13 protein-coding genes are annotated in these 12,686 nt (G+C 71.3%); 8 read left to right on the forward strand and 5 right to left on the reverse strand.

What is annotated here, in order from left to right; translation table 11 throughout:
* Positions 1 to 43: 43 nt before the first annotated feature.
* Positions 44 to 1,078 carry a class II fructose-bisphosphatase gene (gene glpX, locus ABZ836_RS02005; protein WP_356137034.1) on the reverse strand — a complete coding sequence of 345 codons (1,035 nt, stop codon included), beginning with the start codon at positions 1,076 to 1,078 and terminating at the stop codon, positions 44 to 46.
* A 129-nt stretch (positions 1,079 to 1,207) separates the two neighbouring features.
* Here glpX and ABZ836_RS02010 point away from each other — a divergent pair, with 129 nt between their 5' ends.
* On the forward strand, positions 1,208 to 1,735 hold the full coding sequence (locus ABZ836_RS02010) for a DUF4245 domain-containing protein (protein ID WP_356137036.1): 528 nt from the start codon (positions 1,208 to 1,210) through the stop codon (positions 1,733 to 1,735).
* Positions 1,736 to 1,877: 142 nt separating this feature from the next.
* Here ABZ836_RS02010 and ABZ836_RS02015 read toward each other — a convergent pair whose 3' ends face one another.
* The 3 genes from ABZ836_RS02015 to xseA all read right to left on the reverse strand — a co-directional run bounded on the left by ABZ836_RS02015 (position 1,878) and on the right by xseA (position 4,681).
* Positions 1,878 to 2,474 (reverse strand): malonic semialdehyde reductase, encoded by a 597-nt coding sequence (locus ABZ836_RS02015; protein WP_356137038.1) that lies wholly within the window; start codon positions 2,472 to 2,474, stop codon positions 1,878 to 1,880.
* A 702-nt stretch (positions 2,475 to 3,176) separates the two neighbouring features.
* A complete protein-coding gene (locus ABZ836_RS02020; RefSeq protein WP_356137040.1) occupies positions 3,177 to 3,437 on the reverse strand; it encodes an exodeoxyribonuclease VII small subunit in 261 nt (86 codons plus the stop codon).
* 11 nt (positions 3,438 to 3,448) lie between these two features.
* Positions 3,449 to 4,681: an exodeoxyribonuclease VII large subunit gene (xseA, locus tag ABZ836_RS02025; RefSeq protein ID WP_356137042.1), complete on the reverse strand. Its 1,233-nt coding sequence runs from the start codon at positions 4,679 to 4,681 to the stop codon at positions 3,449 to 3,451.
* Between the two features lie 92 nt (positions 4,682 to 4,773).
* Here xseA and ABZ836_RS02030 point away from each other — a divergent pair, with 92 nt between their 5' ends.
* Positions 4,774 to 5,787 carry a 4-hydroxy-3-methylbut-2-enyl diphosphate reductase gene (locus ABZ836_RS02030; protein ID WP_356137044.1) on the forward strand — a complete coding sequence of 338 codons (1,014 nt, stop codon included), beginning with the start codon at positions 4,774 to 4,776 and terminating at the stop codon, positions 5,785 to 5,787.
* 176 nt (positions 5,788 to 5,963) lie between these two features.
* Entirely contained in the window at positions 5,964 to 6,713 is a 750-nt protein-coding gene (gene ppgK, locus ABZ836_RS02035; protein ID WP_356137046.1) for a polyphosphate--glucose phosphotransferase, read from the forward strand.
* Positions 6,714 to 7,318: 605 nt separating this feature from the next.
* On the opposite strand, the gene ABZ836_RS02040 is transcribed toward ppgK, so the two are convergent.
* Entirely contained in the window at positions 7,319 to 7,867 is a 549-nt protein-coding gene (locus ABZ836_RS02040) for a DUF6542 domain-containing protein (RefSeq protein WP_356137048.1), read from the reverse strand.
* A 401-nt stretch (positions 7,868 to 8,268) separates the two neighbouring features.
* On the opposite strand from ABZ836_RS02040, the gene ychF reads away from it, so the two are divergent.
* From ychF to ABZ836_RS02065, 5 genes are all read left to right on the forward strand, one after another.
* Complete coding sequence (ychF, locus tag ABZ836_RS02045) at positions 8,269 to 9,357, forward strand: redox-regulated ATPase YchF (protein ID WP_356137050.1); 1,089 nt, start codon at positions 8,269 to 8,271, stop codon at positions 9,355 to 9,357.
* Between the two features lie 368 nt (positions 9,358 to 9,725).
* Positions 9,726 to 9,941, forward strand: a complete 216-nt coding sequence (locus tag ABZ836_RS02050; protein WP_356137052.1) for a hypothetical protein — start codon at positions 9,726 to 9,728, stop codon at positions 9,939 to 9,941.
* Positions 9,928 to 10,437 carry a DUF6879 family protein gene (locus ABZ836_RS02055; protein ID WP_356137054.1) on the forward strand — a complete coding sequence of 170 codons (510 nt, stop codon included), beginning with the start codon at positions 9,928 to 9,930 and terminating at the stop codon, positions 10,435 to 10,437. Before ABZ836_RS02050 ends, ABZ836_RS02055 begins: the two co-directional genes overlap by 14 nt.
* A gap of 23 nt (positions 10,438 to 10,460) precedes the next feature.
* Positions 10,461 to 11,267 carry a helix-turn-helix transcriptional regulator gene (locus ABZ836_RS02060; RefSeq protein WP_356137174.1) on the forward strand — a complete coding sequence of 269 codons (807 nt, stop codon included), beginning with the start codon at positions 10,461 to 10,463 and terminating at the stop codon, positions 11,265 to 11,267.
* 537 nt (positions 11,268 to 11,804) lie between these two features.
* A protein-coding gene (locus tag ABZ836_RS02065) for an IS5 family transposase (RefSeq protein WP_356137056.1) occupies positions 11,805 to 12,685 on the forward strand; the annotation gives its coding sequence in 2 pieces (ribosomal slippage) (positions 11,805 to 12,165 and positions 12,165 to 12,685; 882 coding nt in all).
* The last annotated feature ends 1 nt before the right edge of the window (position 12,686 follow it).

A 12,686-nucleotide genomic window follows, 5' to 3' on the forward strand; every position in this document is an offset into this window, starting at 1 on the left:
GGCCCGCCCGGGCCCCGCGCCCCGCGTGGCCGTCCGGAGCCGGTTACTTGGCCCGGTCGAAGTCGATGTTGCTGTAGGCGCGCAGCTTGCTCAGGCGGTGCTCGGAGTGGATCTCCCGCACCGTTCCGGACTTCGAGCGCATCACGATCGACGAGGTCGTCGCCGTCTCCGAGCGGTACCGCACACCCCGCAGCAGTTCGCCGTCGGTGATGCCGGTGGCGACGAAGAAGACGTTGTCGCCGGAGACCAGGTCGTCCGTGGTGAGGACGCGGTCCAGGTCGTGGCCCGCCTCGATCGCCCGCTCGCGCTCCTCGTCGTCCTTCGGCCAGAGCTTGCCCTGGATGGTGCCGCCCAGGCACTTCACCGCACAGGCCGAGATGATGCCCTCCGGCGTGCCGCCGACGCCCAGCAGCAGGTCGATGCCGGTGCCCTCGCGCAGGGCGAGGATGGAGCCGGCCACGTCGCCGTCGGAGATCAGCTTTATCCGCGCGCCGGTCTCCCGGACCTCCTGGATGAGCTGCTGGTGCCGCGGCCGGTCCAGGATGACCACCGTGACGCTCTCGGGCGTGGAGCGCTTGGCCTTGGCGATGCGGCGGATGTTCACCGACACCGGCGCGTTGATGTCGACGAAGTCGGCGGCCTCCGGGCCGGTGACCAGCTTGTCCATGTAGAACACCGCCGACGGGTCGAACATCGAGCCCCGGTCGGCGGCGGCCAGCACGGAGATCGCGTTGGTCATGCCCTTGGCGGTGAGGGTGGTGCCGTCGATGGGGTCGACGGCGATGTCGCAGTCGGGCCCGGTTCCGTCGCCCACCTGCTCCCCGTTGAACAGCATCGGGGCCTCGTCCTTCTCGCCCTCGCCGATGACGACGACGCCGTTCATCGAGACGGTCGAGACGAGCGTGCGCATGGCGCGCACCGCGGCGCCGTCGGCGCCGTTCTTGTCACCGCGGCCCACCCAGCGGCCCGCCGCCAGCGCGGCGGCCTCGGTGACCCGGACCAGTTCCAGGGCCAGGTTGCGGTCGGGGGCCTCGGAGGGGACCTCGAGTTCGGACGGCAGCAGATTGTGCTCGGTCATCGGAGCGCACCTTCCCTGTACGACGACGGCCGGATGAGGGTCGTTCGCCCTTGACTCTAGCCTCCGACTGAAATTATGAGCAGAGGACCCCACGGATGAGCGCGAAGGGCACCTGCGACGATAGGGGGCGTGGCAGGTATGAAAGGCAAGCAGTCGGTCCGGGACATGGTTCTCTCCCTGGGCCTCATTCTCCTCGCGGCGGGCGTGATCTACCTCTTCGTCCCGCACGACGACACCGCGCCGGAGCCGAAGCGGGTGGACTACCGGGTGGAGCTCCTGACGGCACGCCGCGCCGCGCCGTACCCGGTCGCGGCGCCCGAGGGCCTGCCGGAGAGCTGGACCGCGACGTCCGTGCGCTACCGCGCCGAGAACGCGCGCTGGCACCTCGGCTTCGCCGACCCGGACGGCGGCTACGTGGCGCTGGAGCAGTCCACCGAGGAGCCGGACAAGTTCGTCGACTCGGCCACCCAGGGCGCCAGGAAGGCCGGAACGCGGAGCGTCGGCGGACGCGACTGGGACCGCTACGAGGGTGAGCGCTACGACGCCCTGGTCCTCCGGGAGGAGGGCGTCACCACGGTGGTGACCGGCAGCGGCGGCCTGGACGACCTCGCCGCCATGGCCGGGGCGCTGCGCACGGAGGAGAAGCCGGCCGGGTGACCGGCCGCGCGACGGCGCGACGCGACCGCGCGTGAGTACGCCGAAGGCCCCCCGCGAGGTGCGGGGGGCCTTCGGCGTTCCCGGGCGGGCGGCCGCGGGGCTGCTGCCCGCCGTCGGGCCGCCGGGCTGCCGGGAGGCGGGGTCAGACGGTGCTGACGACCTGCTCGTAGGTCAGGCGCGGGGCGCGCGGGTAGTGGGCGCCCTCCTCGTCGGCGATCCGGCCGATGTTGACGACCATCAGCGGCAGGTGGTCGTCGTCGAGGAACTCCTTGCGGATGCCCTCCAGGTCGCCCCCGGTCATCGGGCCCGCGGCCAGGCCGGCGGCGCGGACGCCGACGATGAAGTACGCGGCCTGGAGGTGCGCGTTGGCGAGGGCGGAACGCTCACGCACCGGGCGCTCGCTGAAGAACAGGTGCTTGGCGTTCGGGATCGCCGGGAGCAGCGTGTCGAGCTCCTCGTGGAACTCGACGTCGGCGGAGAGGATCGCGGTCACCGGGGCGGTGGCGGTCTTCGCCTTGTTGCCGTCGGACAGCAGCGCGACCAGACGCTCACGGGCCTCGGGGGACTGGACCAGCGTGATCCGCAGCGGCGACTGGTTGAAGGCGGTCGGGCCGAACTTGACCAGGTCGTAGATCGCCCTGAGCTGCTCCTCGGTCACCGGCTCGGAGGAGAACTTCTGGGCGGTGTGCGCCTCGCGGAACAGCAGGTCCTGGGCGGCGGGGTCAAGAGCGAGAGACATGCGTCAGCCTTTTCGGTGATCCGGTGGGACGGCGCGGTCAGTCTAGATCCCAAGAGGTTGAAAGTTCAAACAGTCGTTGGGGGTTTCTTCCCGGCCGGGGGCTCCGGGAGGGCGCGGGGCACGGGCGGGTGGCTGCGGGGCACGACCGGCGCTGGTTCCGCCCCACCCGGGGGCGCGCGGGCGGGGGTGTTCGGCAGGCTCGGGGCGGGGCGGGGCGGGGTGGCCAGACCCCGGGCCCAGGGCGGGGCGGCTGCCGGGAGTGTGCGTGTGCGCGTGGGGTGCGCCGTGTCGACGAGCGCAGGCGGGGCGGGCCCGACGCCCCCAGGCCCGTGGGCCCGAGGGTGGGTGGTCTCCAGGGGGTTTCCGGGGGTGGTCCCTGGGCTGCGTGGGGTGCGGTGTCGGCGGGCGCAGGCGGGGCGGGCCCGGCTCTGGGCCCGGTGGGCCGGGGCAGGGGAGGTTGCCGGGGGTGCCCCTGGTCTGCCCTGGGGGTGGTGCCGACCGGGCCCGGACCCCAGGCCCGGGGACCGGGCCCGGACCCCAGGCCCGGCCGGCCTGGGACGGGGTGTCACGGTGCTCGCGGTGCTCGGGGTGCTCGGGGTGCCCAGGACGCTCGGGGCGTGGTGCTGCCGGTGGCTCCGGGCGGGGCCGGGGCCGTGGTGCCGCCCGGGGTGGCCCCACGCCCGCGCCGGGGAGGGCGGAGGGTCAGGACTCGGGGTGGTCGGGGGCCGGTTCCTCGGCGAGGGCGGCGTCGAGCCGCTTGCGGGCGCCCTCGAGCCAGCGGCGGCACACCTTGGCGAGCTCCTCACCGCGCTCCCAGAGGGCCAGCGACTCCTCCAGCGAGGTCCCGCCGGCCTCCAGCCGCCGGACCACCTCGATCAGCTCGTCCCGCGCCTGCTCGTAACCGAGCATCGCCTTGCCCGCCTCGGTCGCCCCGGCGGACTGCTCGTCGGCCATGCTGCTCATTCCGTCCGTCCTCACGCTTCGCTGTCGTTGGTGATGTCGTCGCCGCGCACGACCGTGAAGGAGCCCTCGGCGACCCGGGCCCGCAGCGGCTCGCCCGCCGCCACCTCGGCCGGGTCGCGGACCACCTGCCCGTCGGGCCGCTGGAGCACCGCGTAACCGCGGCGCAGCGTCCGGGCGGGGGAGAGGGCCACCACCCGGGCGTGGGTGTGGGTCAGCTCCGACTCCGCGCGGTCCAGCAGGTGCCCCAGCGTGCGCCGGGCCCGGTCGGCCAGCGCGGCGACCTGCTCGGCACGGTCGTCGATCATCCGGTGCGGGTCCTGCATCACCGGGCGGGCCAGGGCGTTCTGCAGGCCGCGCTCCTCACGGGAGACCAGCGCGTCCACGCACCGCCGCGCCCGGTCGCGCAGCAGCCGCACCCGCTCCGCCTCCTCGCCGACGTCCGGCACCACCTTCTTGGCGGCGTCGGTCGGCGTCGAGGCGCGCAGGTCCGCGACGTGGTCCAGCAGCGGCGTGTCGGGTTCGTGGCCGATCGCGGAGACCACCGGGGTGCGGCAGTCGGCGACCGTGCGGACCAGTTCCTCGTCGGAGAACGGCAGCAGGTCCTCCACGCTGCCGCCGCCGCGCGCCACCACGATGACGTCGACGTCCTCCATCGCGTCCAGTTCCCGCACCGCCCGCACCACCTGCGGCACGGCGTGCACCCCCTGCACGGCGACGTTGCGGACCTCGAAGCGCACGGCCGGCCAGCGGCGGCGCGCGTTCTCCAGGACGTCCCGCTCGGCCGCCGAGGCCCGGCCGCAGACCAGGCCGACCAACTGCGGCAGGAACGGCAGCGGCTTCTTGCGGTCCGCCGCGAACAGCCCCTCCGCGGCCAGGGTCTTCTTCAGCTGCTCCAGCCGGGCCAGCAGCTCACCGACGCCCACCGGCCGGATCTCCGCCGCCCGCAGCGACAGCTCGCCGCGCGGCGCGTACCACTCCGGCTTGGCGTGCACGAGCACGCGGGCGCCCTCGCCGACGACGTCGGCCACCGCGTCGAAGACCTGCCGGTAGCAGGTGACCTTGACCGAGATGTCGTGCGACGGATCGCGCAGCGTCATGAACACCACGCCCGCGCCGGGGCGGCGGGAGAGCTGGGTGATCTGCCCCTCCACCCAGACCGCGCCGAGCCGGTCGATCCAGCCCCCGATCATCCGGGACACCTGGCCGACGGGCAGGGCCGTCTCGGGGGTCGTGTTCACAGCCATGCGCCCGAGCGTAGCCGCCGCGTCGGACACGGGGCCCGCGCGTTCCCCGGTGGAGGGGCGGCCACGGGCCCGCACCGGATACGGCCCGTACGATGGGGCGCATGACCGACTCTCCTGGCCGCCGCCGTGTCCTGCTCGCCTCTCCCCGCGGCTACTGCGCCGGTGTCGACCGCGCAGTGATCGCCGTGGAGAAGGCCCTCGAACAGTACGGGGCCCCGATCTACGTCCGTCACGAGATCGTCCACAACAAGTACGTCGTGCAGACCCTCGAGAAGAAGGGCGCGATCTTCGTCGAGCAGACGGACGAGGTGCCGCCCGGCAACATCGTGATGTTCTCCGCCCACGGCGTCGCCCCGACGGTGCACGACGAGGCCAAGGCCGGCCGGCTCGCCACCATCGACGCCACCTGCCCCCTGGTGACCAAGGTGCACAAGGAGGCCGTCCGCTTCGCGAGCGAGGACTACGACATCCTCCTGATCGGCCACGAGGGCCACGAGGAGGTCATCGGCACCTCCGGCGAGGCCCCCGACCACATCCAGCTCGTCGACGGCCCCGAGGACGTCGCCAAGGTCGAGGTCCGCGACCCGTCCAAGGTCGTCTGGCTCTCCCAGACCACGCTCTCGGTCGACGAGACGATGGAGACGGTCGGCGCGCTCAAGGAGAAGTTCCCGCAGCTCATCTCCCCGCCGAGCGACGACATCTGCTACGCCACGCAGAACCGCCAGCTCGCGGTCAAGGAGATGGGCGCCCAGGCCGAGCTGGTCATCGTGGTCGGCTCCCGCAACTCCTCCAACTCCAAGCGCCTGGTCGAGGTCGCCAAGCTGGCCGGCGCCTCCGCCGCCTACCTGGTCGACTTCGCCGACGAGATCGAGGAGGGCTGGCTGGAGGGCGTCACCACGGTGGGCGTCACCTCCGGCGCCTCGGTCCCGGACGTGCTGGTCGAGCAGGTGCTGGAGTGGCTCTCGCAGCGCGGCTTCGAGGACGTCGAGATCGTGAAGGCGGCCGAGGAGTCCATCACCTTCTCGCTGCCCAAGGAGCTGCGCCGCGACCTGCGTGACGAGGCGGCGGCGCTGGTCGCCGAGCGGACCGGCGGAGCCGAGGCCTGAGGCGGTCCCCGTCGCGTCCGGCGGCCCGTGCCCGGTCCTGGGCGCGGGCCGCCGCTGTTCGGGGCGGCGTTCCGGTCCGGCGTTCCGGGGCGTGCTGGTCCGGCGTTCCCGGGCGTTCCGGACGGGCGCGGACCCTTCCGGCGGTGACGTGCCACCGGGCGTCGTAGCGTGGTGCCATGCAGATCTTCGGTGTGGACATCGGCGGCTCCGGCATCAAGGGCGCGCCCGTGGACCTTGCGAGGGGCGATCTGGCCGCCGAGCGGCACAAGGTGCTGACTCCGCAGCCCTCGACCCCTGACGACGTGGCGGAGTGCGTGAAGCAGGTCGTCGACCACTTCAACTGGCACGGCCCGGTCGGGGTGACCTTCCCGGGCGTGGTCACCGACGCTTCCACCATCCGCACCGCGGCCAACGTCGACAAGACGTGGATCGACACGGACGCCGCCGCGCTGCTGGGCGGGCGCCTGGGCGACATCCCCGTCACCGTGGTCAACGACGCCGACGCGGCGGGCGTGGCCGAGATGAACTTCGGCGCGGGCATGGGACGCCGGGGCACGGTCATCGTGCTGACCTTCGGCACCGGCATCGGCAGCGCGGTCTTCACCGACGGCCTCCTGGTCCCCAACACGGAACTCGGCCACCTCGAGCTGCACGGCCACGACGCGGAGAAGCGCGCCTCCCACAAGGCCCGCGAGGACGGCGACCTGTCCTGGGAGCACTGGGCGCGGCGGGTCGAGAAGTACCTCCGCCACGTCGAGATGCTGTTCTCGCCGGAGCTGTTCATCGTGGGCGGCGGGGTGAGCCGCAAGGCGGACAAGTTCCTGCCGCTGATCACGAAGGTCAGGGCGGAGATCGTGCCGGCGCGGCTGCAGAACAACGCGGGCATCGTGGGGGCGGCGATGTACGCGGCGCAGCGGCGGGGCTGACCCCGGGGGCCCGCCCCTCGGGTCGGCTCGGGCCGGCCTGGCTCGGCGTGGCCCGGCTTGCCCTGGCCCCGGATCGACTTGCGCCCCGGGTCGTCTTGGGCCCCGGATCGTCTTGGCTTGACCTGGGCGGGATGGGCCCAGCGCGGCCTGGTTCGGCTCGGCTCGGTTCGGATCAGCTCGGCTCCGCCTGGTCCGGATCGGCCCGGCAGCAGCTCTGCTTGGCCCTGCCGTGCTGTGCCGTGCCGGCCCGGTCGGCCCGGCCCGGCCTGGCTCTGCGCTCGATCTGGCCCGGTCCGGATCGGCTCAGCCCCACGTGGCTCGGCTTGGCCCTGATCGGCCCGGCAGTGGCTCGGCAGGGATCGGCTGGGCCCGACCTGGTTGGGCCTGGCCTCTTCCGGATCGGTTCAGCTCCGCCTGGCTTGGCTTGGCTTGGCCCAGCGCGGCCCAGCGCGGCGGCCCAGCAACGGCTCGGCGGCGCGGCCCGGCGGGGGCGGGCCCGGGCCTCGGGGGCGGCCTCCGGGAGGTGCCCGCGCCCGCTTCAGCCGCCCCGCGGAGCGCTACGGGAACGAGGGCCGGACGCACCCTCGCGCCCTGGCTGTCCCTGGTTATCCCGCGCGCTGCGGCGAGGACGTGAGGTGGATCCAGCGGACCGTGGCCGTGAGGCCGGTGATCAGCGTGCCGCCGTACAGCCACCCCGCCCCCGTGGCCAGCGCCGTGAAGTAGCCCATGGCCTGGCCGCCGACCCCGCTGCCGTCGGCGACGAACAGCAGCCCGAGGGCGTAGGCGATCGGTCCGATGATCGGCGCGGTCAGCAGGTCACCGGGCCGCACCCAGAGCGCCGTGAGAAGGCTCACCGGCAGGAACAGCAGCCCGTACACGGTCACCGAGCCGCCGACCAGCATGCTCAGCAGCCCCAGTACCACCATCGCGGCGGCGCAGAACAACCCGCAGCCGAGACCCGTGAGGCGGGGGTTGGGGAAGCGGCGCACCGTCCGCGCGGCCGCCGAGCCCCGGGACGCCGTGGCGGCGATCCACGGCACCCGCGAGTCGCGGGCCGACTCGGCCGTCCGCCCGGCCCACCGGGTCAGCCCCGCCATCGCCTGGCCCGCCCGGTCCACCGCGGCGCCTCCGCGTGCGCCCGCCGCGCCGGCCATCGACGCTCCCGCGGGCAGCGCCGCGGCCTGCCCGGCGCCCGCCGGGGCCGCCTGGCCGCCGTGCGGGCGCCGCGGCCGGGGAGGCCGTCGGTCGTCCCGTCCCGTTCGATCGTTTCCGGAGCCGGCGCCGCGGGCCTGCGGAGGCAGTGCCGTGCGCGTGTCACGCCGCGGCACCGCTCCGGGCCGGGCGGCCGACCGTGAGGTTCCCGTCGTCCTGTGATGCTCCACTCGCACAACCTAGGTCTGTTTATGTGCTGAATAGCCCTAATGACACGCCCAGGGGCGGCACTGGTCTGATGTTCGACGGGCAACGGGTGCCCCGTCCGGCACGCCGTAGACTGGGGGATCGGTCCCCTTCAGGCCGCCCGCCCTCTTCACCTCACGTAACGGGAAGTCGCAACGTGTCGCTCACGATCGGAATCGTCGGCCTGCCCAATGTCGGCAAGTCGACCCTGTTCAACGCCCTGACCAAGAACGACGTGCTGGCGGCCAACTACCCGTTCGCCACGATCGAGCCCAACGTGGGCGTCGTCGGCGTCCCCGACCCGCGCCTGGCGAAGCTGGCCGAGATCTTCGGCTCGGCCAAGATCCTCCCGGCGACGGTCGACTTCGTGGACATCGCCGGCATCGTCCGCGGCGCCAGCGAGGGCGAGGGCCTGGGCAACAAGTTCCTCGCGAACATCCGCGAGTCCGACGCGATCTGCCAGGTCATCCGCGCGTTCCAGGACGAGAACGTCGTGCACGTCGACGGCAAGGTCTCGCCGAAGGACGACATCGAGACGATCAACACCGAGCTGATCCTCGCCGACCTCCAGACCATCGAGAAGGTCCTGCCGCGCCTGCAGAAGGAGTCGCGGATCAAGAAGGACATCGCCCCGAAGGTCAAGGCCGTCGAGGAGGCCAAGGAGATCCTGGAGCGCGGCGACACGCTCTTCTCCCAGGGCATCGTCCAGGGCACCGAGCGCAACGAGCTGCTGCACGACCTGCACCTGCTCACGACCAAGCCCTTCCTCTACGTCTTCAACGTCGACGAGGACGAGCTGACCGACGACACCTTCAAGGACGAGCAGCGCGCGCTGGTCGCCCCGGCCGAGGCGATCTTCCTCAACGCCAAGCTGGAGGCGGACCTCGCCGAGCTCGACGAGGAGGACGCCATGGAGCTCCTCCAGTCCGTCGGCGCCGAGGAGCCCGGCCTGGCCACGCTGGCCCGCGTCGGCTTCGACACCCTCGGCCTGCAGACCTACCTGACCGCCGGTCCCAAGGAGACCCGCGCCTGGACCATCAAGAAGGGCGCCACCGCCCCCGAGGCGGCCGGCGTGATCCACACGGACTTCCAGAAGGGCTTCATCAAGGCCGAGGTCATCTCCTTCGACGACCTCGTCGAGGCCGGCTCCGTCGCCGAGGCCCGCGCGAAGGGCCGCGCCCGCATGGAGGGCAAGGAGTACGTCATGCAGGACGGGGACGTGGTGGAGTTCCGCTTCAACGTGTGACGGGTGATTCCTTGATCGGCTGAACCGCTGGTCGGAGCGTGAAACCCCAGGTCAGGGGCCAGATCGCGAGGTCTGGCCCCTTCCTGTTTTCTCCGGCTGTTTCCGGCTGTTTCCGGGTCCTGTGCTGACTTGGTGCTGACGCGCTGAGGGGCATGACGACGGCGCTGACCTGGGGTTACGACAGAGCTGTGAGAACAGGGCGAGTGCCCGCGAACGCCCCTCGGCCAGTGCTGCTCCCGAGATGCAGGGTCCCTGATGAACGGGTGTCTGCCGGGTTTCCTGTTCTGGAAAGCCGGGGAGCTTGACCCGGAAGTTGGCAGGTCGGAACCATCGGCTTGACCAAGCCTGTCGACAGGAGGGGGAAAGCCGTGAGCGCACCGCTGCGGAAGCTCTCGGGAGACCCGGACTGCAAGAACGGCACTTGCCCCACCCTGTGGGGCACGGCCGACGGCAAGGAGTACGTCGTCCAGGGATACGTGATCAACGACCCCGAGCGGCTGGCGCAGCTCGACCTGCCCGAGGGCGAGACAGCGGTCGTGATCCCCGCGGCCGTGCTGGAGGAGTACTTCCGTGCTCACCGGTGAGCAGTTCGGGCACCTCTTCCAAACGTTCGAGCGGACCGCGTTCCGGCTGGAGACGCTGGCTGAGTACGACGTGGAGGAGGAGCGAGAGGAGATCGCACGCTTCTTGGCCGGCGAGGACATGGGGCCGGAGTGGGACGACAACCCGTGGGTGCGGTCCATGACTGACAAAGGCAAGCAGGTCTCCCGAGTCCACGTCCTGCGCTCACCATTGACCGACTACCTGCGCTACGAGCTGGCGGCGTACCCCGGCAACCTCAAGGCCGGTGAGTTGATCGGCATCATCGACCTGGCCGAGCAGGACGTGCGCGGTCTGCCCGACCATGACTTCTGGCTCTTCGATGACCGTGACGTGTACCGGATGCACTACACCCCCCAGGGCCGGTTCCTCGGCGGTGAACTCCTCCCCGCCGACCGCCTGCCGGAGTACCGGGGATACCGGGACCTGGCACTCTCCCGAGCCGTGCCGTTCGCGACCTACTGGGAGCGGCACCACTGACCACGGAATCCCTCGGAAAAGCACTGCGGACACTGCGCGAGGCATCGGGACTGACCGGCAGCGCAGTGGCCCGTAGGGCTTCCATGTCCGCAGCCAAGCTCTCGAAGATCGAGAACGGTCGGACCATGCCCACAGTGCAGGACGTCGACCTCGTCCTGTCCGCCCTCGGAGTGTCCGAGGAAGCCAAGGAACAGTTCCTCGCGGCGGCCCGAGTCGAGGCCACGGAAGCCACAGCGTGGCGCCTGCTGCGCCGTATGGGGGCGTGGAAGCACCAGAACACGATCAAGGGCATCGAGGCCAACACCAAGCTACTCAGGCTGTTCCAGGGGCAGCTCATCCCTGGACTTCTTCAGACTCCTGAGTACGCCACCGCGGTGTTCTCCCTCCCGCCGGCTCTGCCGGACGAGACCAAGGCGCGGACGGTCGCGGCCAGGCTGGAACGGCAAGCCGCCATGTACGAGCAGGGGCGGTCGTTCCACTTCGTCATCTGCGAGCACGTACTGCGGTGGCTGATCTGCGAGCCCACCGTCATGGCTGTACAGCTCGACCGCCTTGTGTCCCTGTCCAGACTGCCCGCCGTCTCCATCGGCGTCGTACCTCAAGCAGGCCGGAAGCCGGACTTCCCCATGACCTGTTTCAGCATCCACGACGACAGCCTGGTCATCGTCGAGACCTTCCACTCGGAGGTCACGACACGGGATCCCCGGGATGTCCAGACGTACGTCGACACGTTCGACAGATTCGCCGCGGTGTCGGTCTATGGGGATGACATGCGCAGCCTCGTAGAGGCCATCCGGGATGAGTTCTTGCAGCAACAGGAAAGACACTAGGCCCGCCATGCAGGCAGCCCGACGATGTGAGACCAGAGGAGATCACAGTTGGGAGAGCCATGCGGACAAGCGCCAGCACCCAGTCGGGACCCGTGTACCTGCCACTGCCCATCGCACGGCCTGAACCGGTCTCCGGTTGCCGGCACTGCCTGGACCTCGCGGTGAGGCGAACGAACGCCGTCTCCTCCGGCGACCACTCCAAAGCGACAGACGTAAACGTGGCCCTTCGAGCGCACCTCCGCGACGAACACGGGGGCGACGAGTGAGCAGAGCGATTCTGCGTTACGTCGAGCATCGGATCGCACAGCATCCGGACACGGATGTGACGTTCGAAGCGGAGTGCCTGAGCTGCAACTGGAAGGCCAAGGCTTCGGAGGACGGGGCAGCCGTGGACCTTGAGTGCATGCGCCACACGGGCAGGGCTGGACATCAGACCTTTCGGCGAGTCTGTGCATCACTCGCCCTCGTCGTACGGGCCGACTAGGTTCTGTCCGGCGGATCATGTGACCTTCTGACCGGTCACTCGTTGGATCGGTCATGGGTCGGGGGGATCTGACGAATCGCGAGTGGTCATTGTTGGAGCCCCATCTGCCGCCTTCGGGTGGCCGGGGCGGGAGGTGGAACGACCACCGCACCGTGGTCAACGGGATCCTGTTCCGGGTCCGGACCGGCGTCCCGTGGCGTGACCTGCCGGAACGCTACGGCTCGTGGAAGACCGTCTACGAACGGCATCGCCGCTGGTCGGCGGACGGCACCTGGGACCGGATCCTGCACGCGGTCCAGGCCGACGCCGACCTCGCCGGGCGGATCGACTGGTCCATGGTCGGCGTCGACTCGACGTCCTGCCGGGCCCATCAGCACGCGGCCGGTGCCCGCAAGGCCCGGCCGCGGGTCCCGAAAAAAGGACGACGCCCCGGCACCACCGCCCCGACGAGGGACTCGGACGGTCCCGGGGCGGTCTGACCTGCAAGATCCACCTCGCCGGTGAAGGAGGCTGCCGCCCCATGGCCCTCCTGCTCACACCGGGCCAGTGGGGCGACGCCCCGCAACTGATCGAGGTCCTGGACCGGATCCGGGTGCCCCGGCCGCTGGGCGGACGCCCCCGGACCCGGCCCGACCACGTCAGCGGCGACAAGGCATACAGCTCCCGCCGAAACCGCCGCTACCTGCGAAGACGCCACATCCAGCACACGATCCCCGAACCGAAGGACCAGCGGGCCAACCGCCGGCGCCGAGGCAAAGACGGCGGAAGGCCAACCGGCTTCGACCCCGACCGCTACCGCCGCCGCAACGAGGTCGAACGGACCATCAACCGGCTCAAGAACTCCCGCGCGGTCGCCACCCGCTACGACAAGCGGGCCTGTGTCTTCCACGGCACCGTCACCGCCGCAGCGATCCGGCTCTGGCTCAGGCCCTGAG

This window comes from Streptomyces sp. NPDC047130, assembly GCF_040643475.1.
GTDB lineage: Bacteria > Actinomycetota > Actinomycetes > Streptomycetales > Streptomycetaceae > Streptomyces.

Bases quoted from the DNA above. Each gene is read 5' to 3' on its own strand.
- glpX (WP_356137034.1), bottom strand. From the start codon at position 1,078: ATGACCGAGCACAATCTGCTGCCGTCCGAACTCGAGGTCCCCTCCGAG.
- xseA (WP_356137042.1), bottom strand. From the start codon at position 4,681: ATGGCTGTGAACACGACCCCCGAGACGGCCCTGCCCGTCGGCCAGGTG.
- ABZ836_RS02030 (WP_356137044.1), top strand. From the start codon at position 4,774: ATGGGGCGCATGACCGACTCTCCTGGCCGCCGCCGTGTCCTGCTCGCC.
- ABZ836_RS02015 (WP_356137038.1), bottom strand. From the start codon at position 2,474: ATGTCTCTCGCTCTTGACCCCGCCGCCCAGGACCTGCTGTTCCGCGAG.
- ppgK (WP_356137046.1), top strand. From the start codon at position 5,964: ATGCAGATCTTCGGTGTGGACATCGGCGGCTCCGGCATCAAGGGCGCG.
- ABZ836_RS02020 (WP_356137040.1), bottom strand. From the start codon at position 3,437: ATGAGCAGCATGGCCGACGAGCAGTCCGCCGGGGCGACCGAGGCGGGC.
- ABZ836_RS02040 (WP_356137048.1), bottom strand. From the start codon at position 7,867: ATGGCCGGCGCGGCGGGCGCACGCGGAGGCGCCGCGGTGGACCGGGCG.